General features: G+C 72.6%; 16 protein-coding genes. 9 read left to right on the top strand and 7 right to left on the bottom strand.

Annotated elements, in window-relative coordinates; genetic code table 11:
- Positions 1-7 precede the first annotated feature (7 nt).
- Positions 8-2,350 (top strand): SUKH-4 family immunity protein, encoded by a 2,343-nt coding sequence (locus tag ACRWNP_RS19120; protein WP_431962908.1) that lies wholly within the window; start codon positions 8-10, stop codon positions 2,348-2,350.
- Between the two features lie 216 nt (positions 2,351-2,566).
- Here the strand turns inward: ACRWNP_RS19120 and ACRWNP_RS19115 are convergent, their stop codons facing one another.
- The gene (locus ACRWNP_RS19115) at positions 2,567-4,147 is read right to left on the bottom strand and encodes an alpha/beta fold hydrolase (protein WP_431962866.1); all 1,581 of its coding nucleotides are present in this window, start codon (positions 4,145-4,147) and stop codon (positions 2,567-2,569) included.
- Positions 4,148-4,633: 486 nt separating this feature from the next.
- On the opposite strand from ACRWNP_RS19115, the gene ACRWNP_RS19110 reads away from it, so the two are divergent.
- Positions 4,634-5,593 (top strand): DivIVA domain-containing protein, encoded by a 960-nt coding sequence (locus tag ACRWNP_RS19110; protein ID WP_431962864.1) that lies wholly within the window; start codon positions 4,634-4,636, stop codon positions 5,591-5,593.
- On the opposite strand, the gene ACRWNP_RS19105 is transcribed toward ACRWNP_RS19110, so the two are convergent.
- Together ACRWNP_RS19105 and ACRWNP_RS19100 are read right to left on the bottom strand one after the other, a co-directional pair.
- On the bottom strand, positions 5,578-6,162 hold the full coding sequence (locus ACRWNP_RS19105; RefSeq protein ID WP_431962862.1) for a Uma2 family endonuclease: 585 nt from the start codon (positions 6,160-6,162) through the stop codon (positions 5,578-5,580). The genes ACRWNP_RS19110 and ACRWNP_RS19105 overlap by 16 nt on opposite strands.
- 4 nt (positions 6,163-6,166) lie before the next feature.
- A complete protein-coding gene (locus tag ACRWNP_RS19100; protein WP_431962860.1) occupies positions 6,167-7,651 on the bottom strand; it encodes an MDR family MFS transporter in 1,485 nt (494 codons plus the stop codon).
- 368 nt (positions 7,652-8,019) lie between these two features.
- Between ACRWNP_RS19100 and ACRWNP_RS19095 the strand changes: the two genes are divergently transcribed.
- From ACRWNP_RS19095 to mfd, 3 genes are all read left to right on the top strand, one after another.
- Positions 8,020-8,808: an ABC transporter ATP-binding protein gene (locus ACRWNP_RS19095; protein WP_431962858.1), complete on the top strand. Its 789-nt coding sequence runs from the start codon at positions 8,020-8,022 to the stop codon at positions 8,806-8,808.
- Positions 8,805-11,384: an ABC transporter permease gene (locus tag ACRWNP_RS19090; RefSeq protein WP_431962856.1), complete on the top strand. Its 2,580-nt coding sequence runs from the start codon at positions 8,805-8,807 to the stop codon at positions 11,382-11,384. Before ACRWNP_RS19095 ends, ACRWNP_RS19090 begins: the two co-directional genes overlap by 4 nt.
- Before the next feature lie 297 nt (positions 11,385-11,681).
- Positions 11,682-15,221, top strand: a complete 3,540-nt coding sequence (gene mfd, locus ACRWNP_RS19085) for a transcription-repair coupling factor (RefSeq protein ID WP_431962854.1) — start codon at positions 11,682-11,684, stop codon at positions 15,219-15,221.
- 93 nt (positions 15,222-15,314) lie between these two features.
- On the opposite strand, the gene ACRWNP_RS19080 is transcribed toward mfd, so the two are convergent.
- Entirely contained in the window at positions 15,315-16,400 is a 1,086-nt protein-coding gene (locus ACRWNP_RS19080) for an acyltransferase (protein ID WP_431962852.1), read from the bottom strand.
- A gap of 131 nt (positions 16,401-16,531) precedes the next feature.
- Positions 16,532-16,735: a hypothetical protein gene (locus tag ACRWNP_RS19075; RefSeq protein ID WP_431962850.1), complete on the bottom strand. Its 204-nt coding sequence runs from the start codon at positions 16,733-16,735 to the stop codon at positions 16,532-16,534.
- A gap of 191 nt (positions 16,736-16,926) precedes the next feature.
- On the opposite strand from ACRWNP_RS19075, the gene ACRWNP_RS19070 reads away from it, so the two are divergent.
- The gene (locus ACRWNP_RS19070) at positions 16,927-17,340 is read left to right on the top strand and encodes a hypothetical protein (RefSeq protein WP_431962848.1); all 414 of its coding nucleotides are present in this window, start codon (positions 16,927-16,929) and stop codon (positions 17,338-17,340) included.
- A 6-nt stretch (positions 17,341-17,346) separates the two neighbouring features.
- Complete coding sequence (locus ACRWNP_RS19065) at positions 17,347-18,462, top strand: acyltransferase (protein WP_431962906.1); 1,116 nt, start codon at positions 17,347-17,349, stop codon at positions 18,460-18,462.
- Between the two features lie 192 nt (positions 18,463-18,654).
- On the opposite strand, the gene ACRWNP_RS19060 is transcribed toward ACRWNP_RS19065, so the two are convergent.
- Both ACRWNP_RS19060 and ACRWNP_RS19055 read right to left on the bottom strand, forming a co-directional pair.
- On the bottom strand, positions 18,655-20,973 hold the full coding sequence (locus tag ACRWNP_RS19060) for a glycosyltransferase (RefSeq protein ID WP_431962846.1): 2,319 nt from the start codon (positions 20,971-20,973) through the stop codon (positions 18,655-18,657).
- Entirely contained in the window at positions 20,970-22,358 is a 1,389-nt protein-coding gene (locus tag ACRWNP_RS19055; RefSeq protein ID WP_431962844.1) for a hypothetical protein, read from the bottom strand. Before ACRWNP_RS19055 ends, ACRWNP_RS19060 begins: the two co-directional genes overlap by 4 nt.
- Positions 22,359-22,809: 451 nt before the next feature.
- Between ACRWNP_RS19055 and ACRWNP_RS19050 the strand changes: the two genes are divergently transcribed.
- Together ACRWNP_RS19050 and ACRWNP_RS19045 are read left to right on the top strand one after the other, a co-directional pair.
- On the top strand, positions 22,810-23,778 hold the full coding sequence (locus ACRWNP_RS19050; RefSeq protein ID WP_431962842.1) for a glycosyltransferase family 2 protein: 969 nt from the start codon (positions 22,810-22,812) through the stop codon (positions 23,776-23,778).
- Positions 23,779-23,780: 2 nt separating this feature from the next.
- Positions 23,781-25,172, top strand: a complete 1,392-nt coding sequence (locus ACRWNP_RS19045; RefSeq protein WP_431962840.1) for a polysialyltransferase family glycosyltransferase — start codon at positions 23,781-23,783, stop codon at positions 25,170-25,172.
- Positions 25,173-25,178: the final 6 nt, after the last annotated feature.

Below are 25,178 nucleotides of genomic sequence, written 5' to 3'. Positions count from 1 at the left end.
GCAGCACATGGTCACCTTCGCGCAGGCGCAGGAGCGCGCCGAGCGGTGGATCAACGCCGACGTCCCGGCCTACCTCGCCCGCGAGGTGCGGGTGCGGGAGTTCGACCGGGGCTTCGTGGTCTGGTCCGAGCCGAGGGACGGCGGTCCGACCTCGGACGACGGGGAGACCCGCATCGTCATCGCCCGGGACAGCGGCGAGGCCACGCTCTGGCCCGCGTTGCCCGTGGGCGAGATCATCCGCCGCTGGGAGGAGACCTACGGCGCAACGGCCGAGGCGGTCGCGGACGCCGTGCCGGAGCCGCCCCGGCGGATCGACCTGGAGGCGACCTCCTTCCTGCTGAGCCCGCCTCAGTGGCTGCAGGACGCCGCCGACCGGCTCGGCATCCCCGACCGCCGCAACGCCGACGGCGCCCCCGGCGACACCGTCCCCATGCCGCCGCCCGCCCCGGCGCCGGTCACCGCGCCCGGTCCCGCCACGCCCACCCAGCCGTACGTCCCCACCCCGACCCCGCCGTTGCCGACGCCGTACGGCGGGGCGCCGACCCCGCCGCCCGCGGCGTGGCGGGACGCCAACGACGGCCAGGGCGCGGGAGCCTCCGTGCCGCCGCCGGCGACGGTGTACGCGCCGCCGATCAGCGACTCGGACGACGCCCATACGCCGCTGCCGGTGACGAGCGCCGACGCCAGCACCGAGCGGCTGCCCGGTGTGGGCGAGACCGGGACGCCGCTGCCGCAGGGGGGTTACGGCTACCCCGGCGCCGGTGCGGGCGCGCCGCCCCCACCCCCGTCGGCTCCCGGGCCCGGCGCCTACGGCTACCCGGGTGGCGCGGCCGCGCCTCCGCCGCCGGGGCCTCCTCCGCCGCCCACGCCATTCGCCGGTCCGCCCCCGCCGCCGCCCGCGCCGTCCACCCCCGCCAGGCCCGCATCCGGGGACGTGCACCAGGCCGCGACGATGCTGTCCCGCCCGGACGGCCCGCCTCCGCCGCCCCCGCCGCCCGGCCCGGCTCGCGGGGTCGCCGACGTGGCCGCCGCCGAGACCTCGAAGGCCGGTCCGCCCGGCCCACCCGGGCCGCCCGCGCCGCCGCCCGGTCCGGGAGTGCCCGGCACCCCGGCCGCCGGGTACGTGCCCACGCAGCTCGTGCAGGCGCTCCCCGCGAACGACCGGCCCGGCCCGCCCGCACCCCCGCCGCCGGGGCCCGCGGCCGGGGACGTGCACCAGGCCGCCACGATGCTGTCCCGCCCGGAGGGCGGCGCCGGAGCGCCGGCACCGCCTGCGCCCTCTCCGCCGGGCCCGGTGGCGCCGCGGCCCGCGGCGTACGGCTACCCCCAGCCGCCGCAGCCCCAGGCCCAGGCGCCCACCGGGGTGCCCACGGTCGGCCCCGGCTACATGGCCGTACTCCGCTATCGCGCGCAGGACGGCTCGGAGCAGCAGCTGATCCGCCGTTCCGCCCCCGGAACGCCGCACCCGGAGTGGCAGATCCTGCACGAGCTGCGCGCCCTCGGCGTGCCTCCGCAGGCGGTGCTGGAGCTGCACACCGAATTGGAGTCGTGCGACCTGCCGGGCGGCTACTGCGCCCGGATGATCCGCGAGACCTGGCCCCAGGTGCGGATCAGCAGCACCGCCCCGTACGGCAAGGACCACGCGAGCCGTCGAGCGGGCGTCCAGCACCTGCTGACGCACCTCGGCGAGCTGCACCAGGTGGCGAGCGCCCCGGCGCACGCCCACCCGCACCGGGTGCCGCTGCCCGAGCCGCACCGGATCCAGCGCGTCCCCCCGGTCCCGCTGGACGCGATCGGGCACGAACTGGCGCAGTCCTTCGGGCCGCAGGGCGTGTTCCGCTTCGACCAGCGGGCGGTCGCCCGCCAGGGCGTGCCGGACCTCGTCGCGCAGACGCTCACCTGGTCCGGGCTGCCGGTGGACTTCGGCCCGTTCTTCTGGGCCCAGGCCCAGCCCGGGCGGCCGGTGCCGACCCTGGCCGAGCTGGCGGCCGAGCGCGGCGCGCAGCCGGCCCCGGACGCGGGCTCGTACCTGGTGATGGGCAACGACTTCGGCCGGCAGCTGTGCGTGCAGTACGGCACGGCGCACATCGTCGCGGTGCCGCTGGAGGCCGGGCCGGGCGGTGCGGCGGCCGTGCCGCAGTTCGTCAACTCCAGTCTGCCGGAGTTCGTCCGCTGCCTGGCGCTGCTCGGGAAGATGTGGCGCTGGCGGCTGGGCCTGACACCCGAGCAGGCGGGCCGCTGGACGGTCGACTTCCAGAACCAGCTGGCCGCGCTGGACCCGGCGGCGGTGGCGTCGCCCGAGCACTGGTGGCCGGTGCTCATCGAGCAGATGTGGGACGGAATGCTCTAGTCGGCACAGGAGGGTCACCGGACGGCGGACCGCCTGCCCGGCAGGCGTCCGCCCGCCCGCCGGGGCCACGGGCAGGGAACCGGGCCGTCCGGGGGGAAGTGTCCTGGAGCCGGCTCGCCGGGGTGCGAAGGCGGCGCGACATCGCCACCGGCACGCCCCGGCCTGCTACGTGACGACTCGCCGGGAAGCCGGAGCGCGGTGCGGCCGCTTCGGCGGTCACTCCGGGGACGGGACGGGGGACGTGAAGGGCCGGGTGTGCTGGCGGCAGACGGTGCCCCGGGGAGGCAGTGCGCCGGTGAGGAAGTAGCGCACCTCGTGCAGGCCGGCGCAGGTGCTGGGGTTCAGCAGCGTGGTGTGCCCGTAGCCGCGGACGGTGATCAGACGGGCGTTCCCCAGGTGCCGGGTCGCCGCCACCGCTGCCCGGTACGGGGTCGCCGGGTCGTACGTGGTGTTCACGGTGAGGAGGGGGACGGTGGAGCGGTTCCACGGTCCCGTGTAGGGGTGGGCCGCCCGCGCGGGCCAGGTGGCGCACGGTTCGGGCAACCACGTCCAGTACGATCCGACGTCGCCCGACCGGGCCCGGGCGTACCGTTCGAAGTGGCGGTAGCGTCGTGGATCGCGCGGGTTGGGGCTCTCCGAGCACTCCACGGCGAGTGGCGGTTCCACCTCCGGGTACGCCGGTTGCTCCTCCGCCTTCGAGGGCACCGGGGCAGCCGCGGGGGTGGCGGTGGAGTCCTGCCGGGAAGGCGCGCGGCCTTCCCACAGGTCCTGGAGGTCCTGGGCGAGTTCGGTCCACCCGGGGGCGACGACGTACAGCCCGTTGACGACCGCCGCCACGGTGGCCGCGTAGGTCCACTCTCCCTGAGGGTGTTCGCGCAGGCGCCGCAGCAGCCGCTGGTACTTGTCCCGGGTGGCTCGCGGGGTGCCGGCCGAGAAGGCGCAGCGGTCGGCCGTCGTACGGCCGCATAGTTCCAGGAAGCGGGACAGGGTCCGGGCCGACCCGATGTCGGCCCCCTGCCGCAGCTCGGTGGGCAGTTCGGGACGCATCCGCACCCACCTGACCGGATCGACGTTGCCGTCCAGGACCACGGCCCGGACCCTGCGGGGGAAGAGATTGGCGTAGGTGGCGCCGAGGAACGTCCCGTAGGAGACGCCCAGGTAGCTGAGCCTCCGGTCGCCCACCGCGCGGCGCAGAAGGTCCAGGTCGCGGGCGGTGTCCGCGGTGGAGACGTGCCGCAGCAGAGCGGGGAGGCGGTGCCCGCAGATCCGGCCCAGCTCGGCGAAGGCGGAGATCCACGCCTCCCGTTCACGGGCGCCGACGGGGAAACCGTCCGGCACCCGCGCCGCCCACGCGGTGAACTCCTCCACGGAGCGGAAGCACCTGACGGCCGTCGAGCGCCCGACGCCGCGGGGGTCCCAGCTGACGATGTCGAACCGCTCGCGCAGTTCGCGGGGGAACCTTTCGTACGCCAGGGGCAGCGCCGCCGTTCCGGCGGCCGCGTTGCCGGGGCCGCCGGGATTGAAGAACAGGGAACCGACGCGGCGGTCCGGGTCGGTCGCCGGCCGCTTGATGACGGCCAGTTCGATCATTCGCCCGTCAGGGTGCAGGTGGTCGAGCGGGACTTCGGCCGTCGCGCAGGTGAAGCCCGGCGCGTCAGGGCAGGGGCTCCATGCCAACGAGGGCACGGTGGCCGGTGCGGAGCGGCCGGTGGCCGCGGCCGGGGCGGCGGCCACGGCGCAGGCCACGGCCGCCGTCACGGCGATGCCCTTCCAGCACGGACCCTTTCGGACTGACATGCGTGACCCTTCCCGAACTCCGGCTCGCGGGAGCTCCGCCCTCACCCGCAGCCTGTGTGAGTCGGGCCACGGGTGCCCGCGGGGGTGACCTGTACGGGCGCTGCTGCAGGTCCGTCCGGATGAGCCGGGCGGTCGGCCGCCCCGGTGGACGGGCCATGGGTCCCAGCCCGTCGACGGATAACGGCCCCTCAGGCCCGTGGACGGGTGCGAGACCGTGCCGGCGACCTCGGCGTCCGCACCCGCACCCGCACCGTTCCTCGCCCCGGCCGGCTTCACCTTGCCGGCCACCCGTCGCGACAGCCGCACCGCTCGGGCGGCCGCATCACCGCGACCAGCCCGGCCTGCGTGATCAGATTCGGATCATCGAAAGCAGTGGGGACCGTCGTCCGCGGCCGATCGCGCTCTGTTCCGCGGCTTCGGCCGTCCGGAACCGCGGTCGGAGTGTCGCGTTATGAGCAAATCGGGCAAATCCCCGAGAATGGAGGCATGAGTACGGCACACCCCCGCGGCCACGGCTTCGCCACCGTCCGTGGCCGCGGGTACCGCACCGAACAGGTCGACCGCTTCCTGGAGGAGCTGTCCGAGGACCGCGACGCTGCCTGGGAGCGTGCCGCGCGGCTCACCGTCCTGGCCAACGAGATGAGCTCGGAGTGCGCGGCTCTGCGCGACGTGGTCTCCACCCTCTCGCCGCCCACCTACGAGTCCCTGGGGAAGGGCGCGCTGGACCTGCTGCGGCTGGTCGAGGAGGAGGCCGCCTCCGTCCGCGAACAGGCGGAGGAGGAGGCCCGGCACGCGCACGACGCGGCCGAGGCCGCCCGCCGCACGCTCATGGACGAGGCCCGCGCGGCCGCACACGCCCGCCGCGGCGCCGCCGACGAGGAGGCCGAGCGGCGGCTGGAGCAGGCCCGCGCCGTCGCCGGGCGCGTCCTCGGCGACGCCCGCGAGGAGGCCGGCCGGCTGCGGGACGACGCCGACCGGGACCTCGACGCCGCACGGCGGGAGAGCGAACACACCCTCGCCGAACTGGAGAAGGAGCACCGCGAGCGCTTCGACACCCAGGAGCACGAACTCGCCGAGGGCGAGGCCGGGGTCGACTCCCGCCTGGCCGAACTGACCTCCTACGCCGAGGCCATGGTGGACGACGCCCGCCGGGCCCTGGCGGAGACGGAGGAGGCCGCCAGGCGCCGCCAGGAGAAGGCCGACGCCACCGCCGCGGAACTCCTCGCCCAGGCCCGGGTCCGGGAGGAGCGCATCCGGCTCGCCGCCGAACGCGAACTGCGCGAGCACGAGGTCCGCCGGGAGGAGATCCGCGAGCACCTCGCCCACGTCCGCAGCAGCCTCGCCGCCCTCACCGGCCGTGAGGTCCCCGAGACCGAGGACGATCCCGGCCCCGCCGCTGCCGACGTGCCCGCCCCCTCCCCCGGGGACGATCAGGAACCGTCGTAGGCGGGGAACTCCCCGCTGTCCACGACCCACGGCCCCACGGGGACGGTGTCTCCGAAGGCGTAGTCGTGGCGCGCCCGGTAACGGGGGCCGTCATCGCCGGGCGCCGGTCCCGGATCGGAGAGGACGGCCAGCGTCTTGTCGCGCGGGTCGATGATCAGATAGAGCGGGATGCCCATGGCGGGGTAGTCCCGGGTCTTGTCGCGGTAGTCGTTCTCCGGGTTGGACGTCGACACGACCTCGGCGACCAGGGCGACGTCGGCGGGGTCGAGGAAACCGAGCGTGTCGAGGGCCCGTTCCGGCACGACGACCAGATCCGGGCGGCGCATGCGCCCTATGGCGGGTGCCTCGATCTCGGGGCCGCTCCAGGCGGTGTGGCCTGTCCATTCGGCATCGCTGTCGATTTGCCGCTGAAGTTGACGTGCCAGCCGCAGGGCGATCAGCTCGTGCCGGTTGACCGGCGGCATCATCATCGTGATGACACCCTCGCCGATCTCCACGGCCCAGGCCTCTTCCCGGGTCATGAGGTCCTCGGCGACGGCCCGCATGCGCGCGTAGGTCTTCGCGTCCATGGGCTCACCGTACCGCCGGGTCCTCCTCCAGGACCGGGAAGCGGCGGGGGGCCACCAGGAGGACGGCGGCCAGGGACAGGACCGCCGCGACGGCCGCGCCGGCGTAGACGTGGTCGACCGCAGCCGCGACGGCGCGGCGCACCTGGTCGTCGACGTGGGCGGCGCCGGCGATCGAGTCGAGGTCGGTGCCGGAGCCGTGCAGCCGGGACGCGAGGGTGGTGTTGGCGACGGCGCCGAAGACGGCGGCCCCCACGCTCTGGCCGACCTGGCGGCAGAAGAGGATCGACGAGGTGGCGGTGGCCCGTTCGCTCCACGGGACGGTGGACTGCACACCGACGATCAGCGGGAGCTGGAAGAGGCCGAGGGCGGCGCCGAGGGCCAGCATCACCAAGGTGGGCTGCCAGGCGGGACCGGCGTACGGGAGCGTCACCAGCACGACGAGGACGACGGTGGCCGCCGCCATGCCCAGGGCGGCGGTGTTGCGGAAGCCGATGCGCAGGTAGACGCGGTTGCTGAGGGCCGCGGAGACGGGCCAGCTGAGCGTCATCACCGACAGCACGAAGCCCGCCGCGATCGGCCCGAGCCCGAGCACGGTCTGGGCGTACGTCGGGAGGAAGACCGTCGGGGCCACCATGAGGACGCCGAGCATGCCCAATGCCAGGTTGACGGCTACGATCACCCGGCGCCGCCAGACCCAGCCGGGGATGATCGGCTCCGCGGCCCGGCGTTCGGCCCACACGGTGAGGGCGCCCATGACGAGGCTGCCGCCGAGCAGCCACCACCGGGCGGGCCCGCCCTGGACGAGGCCGGTGATCAGCAGCCCGCCGGAGAGGAAGAGCAGCAGCGCGCCGGGCCAGTCGACGCGGTGCCGGGTCCGCTCGCCGACCCGCTCGCGCAGATGGCGGGAGATGAGCAGGAGCGCGACCGCGCCGATCGGCAGGTTGATCAGGAAGATCCAACGCCAGCTGGCGTACCCGGCGAGCAGCCCGCCGCACAGCGGCCCGAGAACGGCCGAGACCGCCCAGACCGTGGAGATCGCGGCCTGGATGCGGCCACGCTCCTTCAGCGGGTACAGGTCGCCGGCGACCGTCTGCACGGTCCCCTGGATGGCACCGCCGCCGAGCCCCTGCACGATGCGGAAGGCGATCAGGCCGGCCATGCTCCACGCCCCGGCGCACAGCACGGAACCGAGCAGGAAGATGCCGATGCCGGTGAGCAGCACGGGCTTGCGGCCGAAGGTGTCGGCGAGCTTGCCGTAGACCGGGAGGGTCACCGTGACCGCGAGCAGGTAGCCGGAGAAGAGCCAGGAGAAGACGGAGAAGCCGCCCAGCTCGCCGACGATCTGCGGCACGGCGGTGGAGATGATCGTGGAGTCCATCGCCGCCAGCGCCATGGCCAGCATGAGCGCGGCGACCACCGGGCCGCGCCGCTGCGGCCCCTGCCGGCGCGCGGTGGCGGCTGCGGTCGCGGTCTGCTCGGTGCGCTCCACGGGACCCCCTGGTTGTGTGTACGACACACGATTTCATGCCCGGCCCCCGTGCGCACAGGGGGTTCCCGCAGGCCGGACGGCGCGGCTTGAACCTCCCGCGACCGGAGGGCGCACTCTCGACCCCGAGCCGGGTCAGCCGAAAGTCGCAGTCCCCCTAGGGGTCCCACCGAACTTTCTCCTACCCCCGGTTCGTACCGGCGGAGGACGAGGGGGCCCTCCTGGGCTCCCTAGCCTTCTGGTGGGGCTAACCCCCGGGCCGATACGGAGACGCGCACCATCGTCCCGGCCCCCTCCCCGAAGCCAGTCTTGGTACGCGACGAAGCACGCCCCGAACCGGCGGCGACGACCACTCGAACAGGAGCATTCCAGTGACAACGGCAGTATCGATTCCCAAGTCCGGGGGCAGCGGAGAACGTACGGCCGTGGCCGCCCGGGCCCGTCAGGTCACCAAGGCGTACGGCTCGGGCGAGACCCGGGTCGTGGCCCTCGACGCGGTCGACGTCGACATCGACCGCGGCCGCTTCACCGCGATCATGGGGCCGTCCGGCTCCGGCAAGTCGACCCTGATGCACTGCCTCGCCGGTCTCGACACGGTGACCGAGGGCCAGATCTGGGTCGGTGAGACCGAGATCACCAAGCTGAAGGACAAGAAGCTCACCCAGCTGCGCCGGGACAAGATCGGCTTCATCTTCCAGGCCTTCAACCTGCTGCCGACCCTGAACGCGGCCGAGAACATCACGCTGCCCATGGACATCGCCGGCCGCAAGCCCGACCCCCAGTGGCTGCAGCGCGTCGTGGAGACCGTCGGCCTGGCCGGCCGCCTCAAGCACCGTCCCGGCCAGCTCTCCGGCGGCCAGCAGCAGCGCGTCGCCGTGGCCCGCGCCCTCGCCGCCCGTCCCGAGATCATCTTCGGTGACGAGCCGACCGGAAACCTCGACTCGCGCGCCGGCGCGGAGATCCTCGGCTTCCTGCGCCGCTCCGTCGACGAACTCGGCCAGACCATCGTCATGGTCACGCACGACCCGGTCGCCGCCTCGTACGCCGACCGCGTCCTCTACCTCGCCGACGGCCGGATCGTGGACGAGATGCGGGACCCGACCGCCGACTCCGTCCTGGAGCGCATGAAGGACTTCGACGCCCGCGGGAGGACGTCGTGACCGTCGTCAAGACCTCGATGCGCAACTTCGTCGCGCACAAGGGACGCATGGCGCTGTCCGCCATCGCCGTCCTGCTGTCGGTGGGCTTCGTCTGCGGCACGCTCGTCTTCACCGACACCATGACGTCCACCTTCGACAAGCTCTTCGCCGCCACGGCCTCGGACGTCACCGTCACGCCCAAGGGCGCGCCCACCGACGACGAGATGCAGATGACCACCAAGGCGGCCACCGTGCCCGCCTCCGTGGCCGGGGAGCTGCAGCGGGTCGAGGGCGTCAAGTCCGCGACGGGCGAGGCCAACAGCCAGACCCTGACCGTCACCGACGCCGCCGGCGACAACCTCGGCCCGACCTCCGGTGCCCCCACCATCGGCACCAACTGGGACCCCACCGAGCTGCGTTCGGTCGACGTCACCTCCGGCCACGCCCCGCGCGGCCCCACCGAGGTGATGGTCGACGCCGACACCGCCGACAAGAAGCACCTGGAGCTGGGCGACGAACTGCGCGTCATCGCCATCCCCGGTGAGTTCCGGGCCCGCATCAGCGGCATCGCCACCTTCAAGGTCACCAACCCCGGTGCGGCGATCTTCTACTTCGACACCGCCACCACCCAGACCAGGCTGCTCGGCGCCAAGGACGTCTTCAGCAGCGTCGGCCTGACCGCGAAGCCCGGGGTCAGCGACGAGCAGCTGAAGAAGAACGTCACCGCCGCCCTCGGCGCCACCGCCGGCTACAAGGTGCAGACCCAGGCCGAGTGGACCGCCGAGAACCAGAAGGACATCGCCGGCTTCCTCGACGTCATCAAGTACGCGATGCTCGGCTTCGCCGGGATCGCCGTCCTCGTCGGCGTCTTCCTCATCGTCAACACCTTCTCGATGCTGGTCGCCCAGCGCACCCGGGAGATCGGCCTGATGCGGGCCGTCGGCGCCAGCCGCCGCCAGGTCAACCGCTCGGTGCTGGTCGAGGCGCTGCTGCTCGGTGTGGTCGGCTCGGTGCTCGGCATCGGCGGCGGCGTCGGGCTCGCCGTCCTGCTCATGAACCTCATGGGCAGCGCGGGTATGAACCTCGACACCTCGTCCTTGACGATCAAGGCCACGACCCCCGTCATCGGGCTCGTCCTCGGCGTGGTGGTGACCGTCCTCGCCGCCTACCTGCCCGCCCGGCGGGCCGGCAAGGTCTCCCCGATGGCCGCGCTGCGCGACGCCGGCACCCCCGCCGACGGCCGTGCCGGCAAGGTGCGCGCCGTGATCGGCCTGGCCCTCACCCTCGCCGGTGCCGCCGCGCTCCTGGCCGCCGTGCGGGCCACCAAGGCCGCGGACGGCTCGATGTTCCTGGGCCTCGGCATCCTGCTCACCCTGGTCGGCTTCGTGGTCGTCGGGCCGCTGCTCGCCGGCGTCGTCGTCCGGGTGATCAGCGCGGGCGTCCTGCGGATCTTCGGCCCGGTCGGCCGCCTCGCCGAGCGCAACGCGCTGCGCAACCCGCGGCGCACCGGCGCCACCGCCGCCGCCCTCATGATCGGCCTCGCGCTCGTCGCGGGCCTGTCGGTGGTCGGCTCCTCGCTGGTGGCCTCGGCGACCGACCAGCTCGACAAGTCGGTCGGCGCGGACTTCATCATCGCCTCCGACAGCGGCCAGCCGATCACCCCGCAGATCGAGCGCGCCATCAAGGCCGCGCCTGACCTCGCCCACGTCACGGACTACAAGTCCCTGGACGTCGAGCTCACCGCCCCCGACGGGTCGGTGTCCGACACCTCACTGACCGCCGCGGACCCGACGTACGCCCAGGACCTCCAGGTCAAGACGGTCGCCGGGGAGCTGTCGGCCGCGTACGGGGCGAGCGCGATGTCGGTCGGCGAGAGCTTCGCCGACAAGCACAAGGTCAAGCTGGGGGACAAGCTCGCCGTCCGCTTCGAGCACGGCGACACCGCCACGCTGACCGTGGCCGCCATCACGTCCGCGGACACCGTCTTCGACCAGGGCGCGATGTACACCAACATCACGACCGCGGCGCGCTACGTGCCGGCCGACCGGATGCCGGTCAACGACATCATGTTCGCCGCTGCCAAGGACGGGCGGCAGGACGCGGCCTACGCGGGGCTGAAGAAGGCGCTGCACGACTTCCCGCAGGTCCAGGTCCGCAACCAGGCCGACTACAAGCAGATGCTCAAGGACCAGATGGGCCAGCTGCTCAACCTGATCTACGGCCTGCTGGCCCTGGCGATCATCGTCGCGATCCTGGGCGTCGTGAACACCCTCGCTCTGTCGGTGGTGGAGCGCACCCGGGAGATCGGCCTCATGCGGGCGATCGGCATGTCGCGGCGGCAGCTGCGACGCATGATCCGCCTGGAGTCGATCGTCATCGCCCTGTTCGGCGCGGTGCTCGGCCTCGGCCTCGGCATGGGCTGGGGCGCCTCCGCCCAGCAGCTGCTGGCGCTCCAGGGGCTCGGCGTCCTGGAGATCCCCTGGCCGACGATCATCACCGTCTTCATCGGCTCCGCCTTCGTCGGACTCGTCGCGGCGCTGGTGCCGGCGTTCCGGGCGGGTCGGATGAACGTGCTGGGCGCGATCGCGACGGAGTAGCGCGCGGGCGCGCTGCGGCCCCGGGTACGTGCTCATCGTGCCCGGGGCCGTTGTCGTGTGCGGGTGCGTCGTGATCGCGGTTGCGGTATCTCCCCCCGCCCGCCCGATCGGGGGTGCCCCGGCCGAAGGCTGGGAACCGCCCGCCGCGGGCGCGACGGACCCGTACCCGGCGAGCGAGCCGCACAGCTCACGGCGCCGGGTGTCCGCGGAGCGTCGTACGCTGGGACACCCCGGCTCGTTCGACGCGTCGGGCTGTTCGCGTTGCCCCGCCTGTCTGCCCTTGGGACGGAAAGCCACATGAGCCTGAACGGTCTGCTCGACGTCGTCGTGGACGACCCCGCGCTCGCGGAGGCCGTGCGCGGTGCCGCGGACGGCAACCGCCCGCACGTCGACCTGGTGGGCCCGCCCGCCGCCCGCCCGCTGGCCATCGCCGCGCTCGCGGCCCGCGCCGGCCGCACCCTGCTGGCGGTGACCGCCACCGGCCGCGAGACCGAGGATCTGGTCGCGGCCCTGCAGTCGCTGCTGCCCGAGGACTCCGTCGTGGAGTACCCGGCCTGGGAGACGTTGCCGCACGAGCGGCTGTCGCCGCGCTCGGACACCGTGGGCCGGCGCCTGGCCGTGCTGCGCCGGCTGGCCCACCCCAGCGCGGACGACCCGACCGCCGGCCCGGTGCGCGTCGTGGTCGCGCCGATCCGCTCCGTGCTGCAGCCGCAGGTCAAGGGCCTGGGCGAGCTGGTCCCGGTGGCGCTGCGCACCGGGCAGACCGCCGATCTGAACGACGTCGTGGACGCCCTGGCGGCCGCCGCGTACGCCCGCGTGGAGCTGGTGGAGAAGCGCGGCGAGTTCGCCGTGCGCGGCGGCATCCTGGATGTCTTCCCGCCCACCGAGGAGCATCCGCTCCGGGTGGAGTTCTGGGGCGACGACGTCGAGGAGATCCGTTACTTCAAGGTGGCCGACCAGCGCTCCCTGGAGGTCGCCGAGCACGGCCTGTGGGCGCCGCCCTGCCGGGAGCTGCTGCTCACCGACCAGGTGCGGGCCCGCGCCGCCGAGCTGGCCGAGGAGCACCCGCAGCTGCGCGAGCTGCTGGACAAGATCGCCCAGGGCATCGCCGTGGAGGGCATGGAGTCCCTCGCCCCGGTGCTGGTGGACGACATGGAGCTGCTGCTGGACGTGCTGCCGTCAGGGTCGCTGACCGTGGTCTGCGACCCCGAGCGGGTCCGTACCCGGGCCGCCGACCTCGTGGCGACCAGCCGGGAGTTCCTGGAGGCCTCCTGGGCCGCCTCCGCCGGGGGCGGCGAGGCGCCGATCGACCTGGGCGCGGCCTCGCTGTGGAGCATCGCCGACGTGCGCGACCGGGCTCGTGAGCTGGGCGTTCCCTGGTGGTCGGTGAGCCCGTTCGCGGCCGATGACGAGCTGGACGCCGACACCCTCAAACTCGGCATGCACGCCCCGGAGGTCTACCGGGGCGACACCGCCCGGGCGCTCGCCGACACCAAGGGCTGGCTCGCCGACGGCTGGCGCACGGTCTACGTCACCGAGGGCCACGGCCCCGCCGCCCGCATCGTGGAGGTGCTGGGCAACGAGGGCATCGCCGCCCGGCTGGACACGGGGCTGGACGGGCCGTTCGAGCCCTCCGTGGTCCATGTGGCCTGCGGCTCGCTGGAGAGCGGCTTCGTCGATCCCGCCCTGAGGATCGCGGTGCTCACCGAGACCGACCTGTCCGGCCAGAGGTCCTCCACCAAGGACATGGGCCGCATGCCGTCCCGGCGCCGCAAGACCATCGACCCGCTGACGCTGCAGGCGGGCGACTTCATCGTGCACGAGCAGCACGGCGTCGGCCGCTACGTGGAGATGGTGCAGCGCACCGTCCAGGGCGCCACCCGCGAGTACCTGGTGGTCGAGTACGCCCCGGCGAAGAAGGGCCAGCCAGGGGACCGGCTCTTCGTTCCCACCGACCAGTTGGAGCAGATCACCAAGTACGTCGGCGGCGAGTCGCCCTCGCTGCACCGCCTGGGCGGCGCGGACTGGACGAAGACCAAGGCGCGCGCCAAGAAGGCGGTCAAGGAGATCGCCGCGGACCTGATCCGGCTGTACTCCGCCCGGATGGCCGCGCCCGGCCACAGCTTCGCGCCGGACACCCCCTGGCAGCGGGAGCTGGAGGACGCCTTCCCGTACGCGGAGACCCCGGATCAGCTCACGACGATCGCCGAGGTCAAGGAGGACATGGAGAAGTCGGTCCCGATGGACCGGCTGATCTGCGGCGACGTCGGCTACGGCAAGACCGAGATCGCGGTGCGCGCGGCCTTCAAGGCCGTGCAGGACGGCAAGCAGGTCGCCGTCCTGGTGCCCACCACCCTGCTGGTGCAGCAGCACTTCGGCACCTTCTCCGAGCGCTACTCGCAGTTCCCGGTGGTGGTCAAGGCGTTGTCCCGCTTCCAGACCGACACGGAGGCCAAGGCCGTCCTGGAGGGCCTGCGCGAGGGATCGGTGGACGTCGTCATCGGCACCCACCGGCTGTTCTCCTCGGAGACCAAGTTCAAGGACCTGGGCCTGGTCATCGTCGACGAGGAGCAGCGCTTCGGCGTGGAGCACAAGGAGCAGCTGAAGAAGCTCCGCGCCAACGTCGACGTGCTGACGATGTCCGCCACGCCCATCCCGCGCACCCTGGAGATGGCGGTCACCGGCATCCGTGAGATGTCGACGATCACCACCCCGCCGGAGGAGCGGCACCCGGTGCTGACCTTCGTCGGCCCGTACGAGGAGAAGCAGATCGCCGCCGCGGTCCGCCGCGAACTGCTGCGCGAGGGCCAGGCCTTCTACATCCACAACCGGGTGGAGAGCATCGACAAGGCCGCCGCACGGCTGCGCGACCTGGTGCCCGAGGCGCGGATCGCCACCGCGCACGGGCAGATGGGCGAGTCCGCGCTGGAGCAGGTCGTGGTCGACTTCTGGGAGAAGAAGTTCGACGTGCTGGTCTCCACGACGATCGTCGAGTCCGGCATCGACATCTCCAACGCCAACACCCTCATCGTCGAGCGCGGCGACAACTTCGGCCTCTCCCAGCTGCACCAGCTGCGCGGCCGGGTCGGCCGGGGTCGCGAGCGCGGTTACGCCTACTTCCTCTACCCGCCGGAGAAGCCGCTCACCGAGACCGCCCACGAGCGGCTGGCGACGATCGCCCAGCACACCGAGATGGGCGCCGGCATGTACGTCGCGATGAAGGACCTGGAGATCCGCGGCGCGGGCAACCTGCTCGGCGGCGAGCAGTCCGGTCACATCGCGGGCGTCGGCTTCGACCTGTACGTCCGCATGGTCGGCGAGGCCGTCGCGGACTACCGGGCGTCCCTGGAGGAGGGCGGCGGCGCGGCCGAGGAGGCACCGCTGGAGGTGAAGATCGAGCTGCCGGTCGACGCGCACGTGCCGCACGACTACGCGCCCGGCGAGCGGCTGCGCCTGCAGGCCTACCGGGCGATCGCCTCGGTGAACTCCGAGGAGGACATCACGTCCGTCCGCGAGGAGCTCACCGACCGCTACGGCAAGCTCCCGGAGCCGGTGGAGAACCTGCTGCTGGTCGCCGGGCTGCGGCTGCTGGCCCGCCGTCTCGGAGTCTCCGACATCACCCTGCAGGGCAACAACGTGCGCTTCTCCCCGGTGGAGTTGCGCGAGTCGCAGGAGCTGCGGCTGAACCGCCTCTACCCCCGCACGGTCGTGAAGCAGGCGGCCAGGCAGATCCTGGTGCCGCGCCCCGCCACGGCGCGGATCGGCGGCAAGCCGGTGGTCGGCCGGGAACTGCTGGCGTGGACGGCCGAGCTGCTGACCGCGGTCCTGGACAGCTGAGGCGCTCGCCGCCTCCGGGGACGCGACAGGGCCCCGTCCGCGCGAGGTCGAGGTGCGCGGACGGGGCCCTGTCGTTCCGGGGCGCCCCGCGGTTCAGCCCAGCAGGCGCCGGAGGTTCAGCCGGCCCCACAGCAGGCTGGCGGAGAACGACAGCACCATCACCGCCAGGACCAGCCCGACCAGCAGCAGCGCGGCCACCGGTCCGCTCAGGTGCGGCGAGACCGCGCGGTGGACCAGTTCCTCGACGAAGAGCACGTGCACCATGTACGCGCCCAGCGCCGCGCCGGCCAGGTGCTTCAGGCGCGGCCGGAAGCGCTCCGGGACGCGGATCCGGCTGACCAGCAGCAGGACGCAGACGCTCATCGCGGCCACGAACGCGTGGGCGTTGGGGATGACGTAGTGGACCCGCGTGTTGTACCAGAGGCACCCGGCCATGGTGAGCGGGAGCAGCACGAGCAGCCACCGGCGCCACGGGACGGCGCCGGCCGGCAGGGCGAAGAGCATGGCGCCACCGACCGCGTACACCAGGGAGTAGGTGCCGAAGCCCCAGGCCACGGGGGGCAGGTCGGTGTGGGTCAGATCCCCGACGAGGGCGATGACGCTCGGCAGGACCGCGATGCCCAGCAGCGCCGCCCCCAGCCCCCAGGGCCGCTTGCCCTCCTTGACGAGCATCGCGAAGGCGAGCAGCACGATGATCGGGATGTAGTTGTACATGAACCACAGGTGGTAGGCGGGCTGCACGGAGCCGAGGAGCGAGTCCCTCGCGAGCTCGGTCATCGGCCGCTCGTTGCGGTCCCGGAGCCAGGCCCACACCAGGTAGACCGCCGTCCACGCGAAGAGCGGGACGGTGTTGCGGACGACCCGCTGCCACATCCGGGCGCTGTCCCGCGGCGGGGAGCCGACCAGCACCGCCCATCCGGCGATGGCGAAGTACATGGGCACCGCGAACGGGTTGACCGCCTCGGCCACGTGCCCCGCCCAGTACGACCCGGCCCCGTGGGACGCGTCGTTCCCGGTAGAGCGGATGAACTGGGAGCCCACGTGGCCCAGCATGACGGTGGCGGAGCACAGCAACCGCATCAGGTCGATGTCGTAGCGGTGTTCCCGCGCGCCGGCGGAGTGACCGGAGGAGGCGGAACCGCGCTGCAACGGCAGTCGTACGGCTGTTTCATTCGACACCGCGCGATGATCGGGCACACGGGTGTCGAGGAACCGAACGGTCGCCCAACTCCCCGGATCCCGCGGGCATCGGAACGGTCTCGTTCCGACGGGCGGCCCCGCTCGTCTCCGCCGGGCGCCGGCGCGCCCGTTCACCCCCGGCCACCGGTCGCGCCGGTGCCTTTCCGGTGGTGCCGGCCGCGCTCTCCTCCGGGGACGTGGTCGTCCCTGGTGTCGTCGCTCCACGGCACGCCGCCGAGTACCGCGCCGGCCGCCTCCGGGGTGACCTTCTTGCCGGTGCGGTTGCACCCGGGCGGCGGACGGCTGTGGGAGGGGTCGCGCGTGACGGACGGCACCCGCGTGACCTGCGGCGCGATCGCGTCTCCACGCCGGATTCACCTGGACGCCACCCCTCGGCCGCCGGTCTTCACCAGGTTCGCACCCCCCGCCCCCCCCGCGGTGTCGCATAGTCTGCCGGGGCAGGTGAAATCGGACAGCGACCGGAGCGGATCCATGCACATCGCCGTCTTCGCCGAGGCGCCGGGCCGTGGGCCTGGCCACCGCGCTGCGCGGCGCCGACCCCTTCGCGGAGCACGCCGCCGAGGACTCGCCCGAATCGACGCTCACCGCGATCGGCGACGTACTCGGCGACGAAGCCGGGGAACCGGGGTACACGGAGGTCCGGGAACTGCTCGGCGTCACCCGGTTCGGAGAACGGATGGACCTCGCGTCGGGGCCGGCGGGCACGGACGGCCCGGCCGTCCCGCCCACCGATCCGCTGCCCACCGGGCCCGCGCCGACGGACCGGACCCCCGCAGCCCACCTCGCGCACGTCAGGGAACCGGCAGGCGCGGGCCGGACCGCGGACGCCCTCGCCGACGGTGTCCGTGTACTCCACGACCATCCGATCCCCGAGCCCGGCCGGACCCTGGCCGAGCTCCGCGAGCGCACCCGGGAGTGACCGCCGATCTCCGCCCAGACGACCACCGACGCCCCCGCCCTCACCACCGGTCCCGCGACCGGGGCGAGCGAGGCCTCCGCCGCGTCCGCCGCCCGGCCGCGTGAGCACAGATACGACATCGACCTCCTGCGCGTCCTGTGCTCCATCGGTGTCATCGTCTGCCACGCCGCCGGTCAGCTTCTCAACGCCGTGGGCCGCGAGCCCTCCGGCGGCCGGCCCGTCTACTGGACCGGGCTCGTCTCGGACGGGCTGACCCGGTGCGCCGTGCCGCTGTTCTTCGCGATCGCCGGCTGGGTCGTGCTGGTCGGCGCGACCCCCGAGGACAGCACGCAGGTCCGTAGACGGCTGACCCGCATCGTGCTGCCGATGGGCGTGTGGACCGCCGCGTACCTCGCCTGGGACTGGATCCGGCACACCAACTCCCGCCCCACGCAGCGGCTGGTCTTCGAGTCGCTGTTCGGCTCGATCCAGCCCGCGTTCCACCTCTGGTACCTGTACGCCTACGTGCCGGTGATCCTGCTGCTCTCGCTCGCCGCCCTGATCAAGGCGGGGAAGCGGCCCTGGGGCCTGGGCACCGTGTTCGTCCTGCTGGCCATCGCGCCCACCTTCACGGGCGACATCGGCAAGGTCCTGCATGTGAACCTGCCCGGCTTCGCCTGGACCCTCTCCCCGTACCAGGTCGCGTACGCCGCCGCCGGGTCCGCCCTGCTCGCGCTGCCGCTCGCGGCCACCACCGGCCGCCGTCGGCGTCTGAGGTGGCTGGCCGCCGCGGTCTGCGCGTGGGCCGCGGTCGTCGCGTACGAGCGCTGGCTGCACTACCCCTCGCCCTATGCGGGCCTCGCCGTGCCGTTCCTGGCGGGCGCCCTGGTGATGGCCCTCAACCGGATCAGCATTCCCGAGCGCTTCCGCCCGCTGGTGTCCCGGCTCGGCGGTGCGGCCTTCGGCGCCTACCTGGTGCACCTGATGTTCCTGCGGGCACTCGCCCCGCACCTGGTCTCCGCCGACGCGGGCTGGCCGGGCGCCGTCCTCATGATCACGCTGCTGGTGACCGGGACCGTGGTGCTCTCGTTCGCCGCCAGCCTGCTGTGGACGCGCCTGCGGCTCAACCGCTGGCTGGGCTGACACCCCGTACGACAGCGGAGCCCCCCACCCGGGTGAACACCCCCCGGGAGCAGGTCGGCCTGGTGCTGTGCGCCCCGACCCGATCAGGCCGTGCTCCCGCACCGGCATGATGAACAGCGGAAGCGGCGGACGGAGGGGCGCCGTGTCAGCGACACGGCGCCCCTCCCCGAAGGCCCGGCCCTGCGGGGAGGCTCAGCCAAGGACGGTCTTCAGCTTCGCGACGTTGTCCTGCGTCACCTTCCACAGCGCCTCCTGGCGTCCGTGGACGTCGGCGATGGTGGCCGACAGGTTGTCCAGGATGCCGACGGAGCGCTCCGCGAGGACCGCGCCGAGGTTCCGGTCGTGGACCGAGACGCCCCACTCCGGGCGCTCGATGTCGGACAGGAAGTACGCCATCTTCGGGTGGGAGATCAGGCTGATGATGGGCGTGCCGCAGCCGAACGGGATCATGCCCGCGTGGCCGCGCATGCCGATCACCAGCTTGGTGCGCGCGAAGGCGGTGCGCAGCTGGTCGGTGTCGAAGTCGTACATCGGCTCGACCGGCATCGAGATGCCGTACTCGCGCCGCAGGTCGAAGACGAAGCGCTCGTCGTCCAGGGCGTGGGCGGCGTACCGGACCTCGGCGTGCTTGCCGATGGCGCGGACCGCGGTGGCCATCTCCCGCAGGAAGTGGTCGTAGTCGTGGCCGAAGCGCAGCCCGGCGCGGTCGTAGGCGCAGTTGATCAGCACCGTGTCGTCGCGCTTCACCGGGTCCTGCCAGCCGGGCACCAACTGACGGGAGACGGTGGTCGGGCAGGGCTGGAAGATCACCCGGTCCCGAAGCTCCGCGGGGAGCAGCGCGCGCACCTTCTCCACCGAGCCGTGGTTGCGCAGACCGAAGAACGCCGACTTGGAGACCAGCAGCCGCAGGCTCTCCTCGAAGCGGCGGCGGGTGTACGACTGGCCGTCGAAGGCGTTGTAGCCGACCGCGAAGACCGCCAGCGGGACGTCGATCTTCTCCAGCAGCCGGTCCGGCACGTTCCACTGCCACGCGCTGTTGCCGTTCGGCGAGGTGTCCGGGATGAACAGGCCGCCGCCGCCGATGACCAGACCGCGGCGGGAGTTCACCCGCTCCAGGGCCGCCTCGTCGAAGAGCTTGTGCGCGTGGATGGAGTGCCAGCTGCGGTCGCCGGTGTCCGGGCCGAAGCACAGCCGTACCGTCTCGGGCAGGATCTTGTCGCCCGCGTTGCCCTGCCGCTCCATGTAGAACGCCACGTGCGCCAGCTGCTCGGAGGGCGTGCCGGTCTCGGCCGGGCGGGCGGCGATCGCCTCCGCGCGCTCGTACGAGATCCGGCAGGCGCGGTCGCTGACGTCCGCGTTGAGGCCGGCCAGGGCGTACTCGCGGGAGGCCGCGTTGTCGCCCAGGACCCACGCCATGTTCGCCAGCCGGCCGAAGGGGCGGGCGGCGGCCGGGGCGTGGGCCGTGGAGAGCAGCAGGTGGGCCGTGGCCTCCTCGTAGCGGGAGGTGGCCATCAGGGCCTGGCCGAGCAGCTCGTGGGAACGGCTCTCGTCGGCGGGGATGGGGGAGCGGCCGAGGATCTCCACGGCGTCCTCGTACCGGCCCTTGGACAGGTAGGCCTCGGCGACCTGGCGGACGCTCTCGTGCCGGCCCTCGCTCGCGACGAGGTGGCGGCCGAAGTGGATCAGCAGGTCCGGGTGCTTCTCGTCGGGCAGGGCCAGGAAGCGCTCGACGAACTCCGCGTGGGGAAGGTCGTACTCCTGCCACGCGGCCTCGGCGCCCGAGTAGCCGTGCTCGCCGCCGTTCCACGGCTTGTGACGGCCGGTGAAGTGCAGGATGACGACGTCTTCCTCGTCGGGGGAGCGGTCCCCGTTCAGCCGCCGCTTCACGAAGTTGTAGCGTGGGTCGATCTTGATGAACTTGCCCGCGAGCAGGGCGTTGAGGATGCCCTGGTCGTGCTTGTCCAGCTCGTACGTGCCGGCGGTGCCGACGGAGTCGATCTGCGCGCAGAACTCGTCGGTGAGGTACTCCTTCTGGATCACCAGCAGTCCGCTGTTGAGCTTGGACCGGTCCAGGAAGAACTGCGCCACCGCGCCGATGCCGTACCGCATCCGCAGCAGCTCGCTGATGTCACCGAGGACGACCATGTCGGTGTCGAGCGTGATGATCGTGTCGTAGTCGCGGATCCGGAAGACGTCGAGGATGAAGTACGCCTTGCGGACCAGGTAGTTCTCCGGGTCGCCCTTGACGAAGTCGTCGTAGCGCTCGGGGACCACGCGGCGCATGACGACACGCGGGTGCAGCTTGCGGATCTCGGTGATCGAGGACGGCTGCAGGTCGTCGTAGAGGACGACGAAGTCCTCGCACAGGCCGGGGTTGGTCAGTGCCAGGCTGCGCAGCAGGGTGAGGAAGCCGGGCAGGTAGTTCTCGTCGACGTACGACGCGAAGGCGACGCGGCGCTTGCCGGTCAGCGTCTCGCTCCGGGGCGCCGGAACCAGGACAGGGGCGGTCATCGGAGCGATATCCTCATTTCAGTGACGTCCTGGGCGCGGGCCATGACCCAGTCCTTCTCGTCCGCGTAGCCGTGCGCGGCGGCGATCGGCAGCTTCATCGCTTCCTGGAGGCGGTAGGCACCGGTGTCGTAGAAGTCGAAACCGATGAGGTCGATCTTCGGGTTGACGTCCAGGAAGTCCAGCAGCCACAGCATGTTGAAACCGCTGGTGGGGATGGACGGCATCGCCTTCTCGTCGATCCTGCCGATCTCGCGCACCGGCCAGCGCAGCGTCCGGTCGCCCACGTAGCGCTGGGCGCCGGGGACGAGGCGGCGGCGGAGCGAGTTGCGCCACTGGTGGTGGATGCCGCCGAAGACCAGCCGCGTCTCGACCTTCTTGTCCCAGTTGAAGTCGTGCATGTGGATCGTCGCGTGGATGTCGGTCCTGGTGCCGGTGGCCGGTGCCTCGATCCGGTAGGAGTTGAAGCGGACGACGAGGTCGTAGGAGTCGATCTCCCGCCCCATCGTGCCGGTGCCCACGCGCTGGGAGTTGGCGACCAGGCAGATCGTCTTCCCCGCGATCAGGTTGCGGAAGTCGCTGAGGCCGACCATCTCCGAACCGGTCAGCCCGGGGTCGGGGATCGGGTCCAGATCGCGCAGCCGGCGGTCGTCGGCGTACATGCGGAGCAGCCGGGTCGAGCCGGCCAGCCGGCCGCGGTCCCGCTCCAGGCGGAGGTCGACGTAGTCCGTCAGCGCCGCCCGCACGGACGTCGCGGGACGCTCCTGCTCGGCCATCGAGACCAGCGCCGCCACGAGCCGGGACTCGGCGCGCTCCCAGTCGCCGGCGTCCTTGAGGGCCAGGCCTTCCGCCCACAGCTCGGTCTCCGGGACGCCCTTGAACTCACCGGCGCCCGGGGTCTCCCGCTGGAGCAGGTCCAGCGTCTCCGCCAGGCGCTCGCCGCTCTGCCGGAGCCTGGTGATCCGGCCCGCGATGTTGAGGTCGTCCTTGGGGGTGAGCGCCAGGAAGCGCTCGTACGCCGCGACGGTGGCGGCGTCGTCGCCGAGCGCGTCCATCAGGCGCGCCCGCAGCCGCCAGCCGGCCCGGGACTGCTTGCGGACACCGAGGACCGTCTCGGTGATGCGCGTCGCGAGCCGCAGCTCGTCGGCGCCGCGCACGTCCACGGCCTTGTTGCCCACCTCGAGCAGGGCGTCGAAGACCTCGGGGCTCGACTTCGGCCAGGTGCTCTTGCCGCCGGAGAGGGCGGCCGCGTCACCGGGGTCCGTCATCGCGGCCGCGTACCGGGCCAGCAGTTCCCGGATCGCCTCGGCGAGCCGGCCCTTCTGCGGGTCCAGGTTCTTGACGAGCTTGCCGCCATGGACGGCGCAGGACCGGACGCACTCGGCCACGGAAACCGAAGCGATAGGAATATCCGCCCCCGCGGCATTGTCCAATCTTTTCTCGAGCCATCCAGCCCGGAACTTGACCATGCTGCTCCCAACAATGACACGGCCGCTGGGGAGAACTGCATGGGTTTCCCGCGCGGATCAACAGACGCCGCCCGGACGCCTCGACGCACATGGACACGCGCACGGCACATGGGGCGGAGCGATCACGATAGGGAGTGGATGTGACGTTCAAGTGAACGAGGATCCAATCGGATGCGAACGACCATGGCCGCCGTCGACGAGCACCGCGGACGACGTGGGAAAAGCGGGAATTCGCATTCCGTATTCCGTGCGTTCACCTTGCCGAAGCATTTCCGACGCCCGGTCCGGATCTAGTCCGATACGCTTGTCCCCCGGCGTCGTCCGGAGGGCCGGATTCCGTGGCCCGCCTCGAGATCGTGTGGATTCCCAGGTGCCCAAACTTTCGGTAATCGTCCCCTTCCGCAATATTCAGGCATACGCGCACGACATGTTGTGCGGGCTGGCCAACAACGCGGGGGAGGGCACCGAGTTCATCCTCGTCGACGACCACTCGACGGACGGCACCCCGGAGATCCTGGAGCACTGGGAGCGCCGACTGCCGGGCATGAGGGTGATCCGGCACGAGGTGAACAGAGGCGTCGCCCAGTCCCGCAACAGCGGACTGGACGCGGCCGGCGGGCAGTACGTGACCTTCCTGGACGGCGACGACTGGTACGCCCGCGGCTACCTCGACCGGCTGGTCGCAGGCATCGAGCGGCTGGGCTGCGACTTCGTGCGCACCGGGCACATCAAGGCCACCGGCACCGAGCGGACCGTGCACCGCCCTCCGGCCAGGCTCTGGGACGCGGTGCTCCACCCGCGCGACGCGATCACGCCCTCGCACGTGTCGACCATGGTCGACTACCCCTTCGTCTGGGCCGGGATCTACCACCGCCGGCTCTTCGAGGGCGGCGGCATGCGCTACAGCACCAGCCTGCGGACCGCGGAGGACCGCGAGTGGGTCTGGCGGCTGCACCTGACGGCCGAGTCCTTCGCGGTGATCCGCCCGCTCGGGGTCTTCTACCGGCGCGGGGTCAGCGACTCGCTCACCCAGATCGGCGACGGCCGGCAGCTGGACTTCATACCCGCCCACGACGCGATTCTCGAGAACGTCCGCGCCGACCGCGAGGCCGAGCGCTTCCTGCCCAAGATCGTCCGTACCTACTGCGCGCTGATCGCCTTCCACATGTCCAACCTGCGGCGCTACGACCCCGAGACCGGCCGGCAGCTCAAAAGGCGGTCCGCCGCGGCCCTGGCCCGCATGCCGCAGGAAGTGCTGGACCGGACCCTGGCCGAGATGGACATCGAGCGCGCCGGCGTGCTCCTGCGGCTGCGCGCCGACGCGCGGAAGGCGGCGTGACGATGACCCTGTCGACGGCCGGGCGGGCCGGGGAGAGCATGAACCACGACCGGGCCCAGATCTTCGAGGTCTCGACCCTCTACGGCGCCGCGACGCTCGCCGCCGCCCTGGACGCCGGCGCCTTCGGGCCCCGTACCGGCACCCGGCGCATCCTGCTGGTGAGCAACAACGCCCCGATCCCCGAGACGGTCGCGCAGCTCTCCGACATGCACGGGTACCAGCGGATCGTCACCCGCTTCGACGAGGTCGTCTCGTGGAACGAGGTGATCCACCCGCACCTGCCCGCCAAGTGGGCCCCGCTGGAGGACGAGAGCTCCATCTGGGAGCGGCTGTTGCGGCACTCCTGGGGCCTCGGTGACGTGTCCGTCGAACTCGTGGTGGAGTCGATCCAGGTCAACCCGGCACGCGCGCTCGCCACGATCTTCGCCGAGAGCGCCGTCCACGTGTACGCGGACGGCCTGATGAGCTACGGGCCCACCCGTGAGAAGCTGCCGGGCCCCCTCGGCAACCGCGTCCAGCGGGTCCTCCACCTCGACCTGGTCCCGGGGCTTCGCCCGCTGCTGCTGGCGGAGACCGGTGCGGAGCCCGAACTCGTCCCCGACGAGGCGTTCCGGGCCGTGCTCGAGGAGATCGCCGTCGATGCGGCGGACGACCCCCGGCTCACCGCGCTCGCCGAGGACCCGCCGACCGCGGTGCTGCTCGGCCAGTACCTCGCCGCCCTGCGCATCCTCACCCCGCAGGAGGAAGAGGAGTTGCACGTCTCGATGGTCCGCGGCGCGGTCGCCGCGGGGCACCGCTCGATCGTCTTCAAGCCCCATCCCACGGCGCCGGCCGGCTACTCGAAGGCGATGGAGGAGGCCGCGGCGGCCGAGGGCGCACGGCTGCGGGTCCTGGACGGCCCGCTGCTGGCCGAGACGCTGTACGAGGTCTGCCGGCCGCAACTGGTCGTCGGCTGCTTCTCCACCGCGATGCTCACCGCGAGCGCCTACTACGGCGTCGCGATCGCACGGGCCGGCACCCGTCTGGTCCTGGACCGGCTCACGCCGTACCAGAACAGCAACCGCATGCCGCTCACCATCGTCGACCACCTCGTGCCCGACGTCGCCGTTCCGGCCGGCCAGGGCGGCGCGGCCGGTGAACTCACCGCCCTCGTGCGGGCCGTGGGCTTCTGCATGCAGCCCAGGATGCACCCCGGGCTGCGCGAGGAGACCGCGGCGTGGCTGCGGGACCACCTCGGCCCGGACACCGAGCACTACTTCCGGCGCCGCCGCCTCACCTCGCTCGGGCTGCCCGGTGGCGGCCCGCTCAGCGCCACCCAGCGGCTGCGCGGCAACACCACCGTGCGCCGCATGGTGCGCGTGGCCCGCCGCCTCCGCGCCCGCGCGGGCCGGTAGGGTCAG

This window comes from Actinacidiphila sp. bgisy160 (genome assembly GCF_965342435.1).
GTDB lineage: Bacteria > Actinomycetota > Actinomycetes > Streptomycetales > Streptomycetaceae > Actinacidiphila.
Note: the sequence above shows the minus strand (reverse complement) of the source record. Positions and strands in the feature narration are given on the sequence as shown.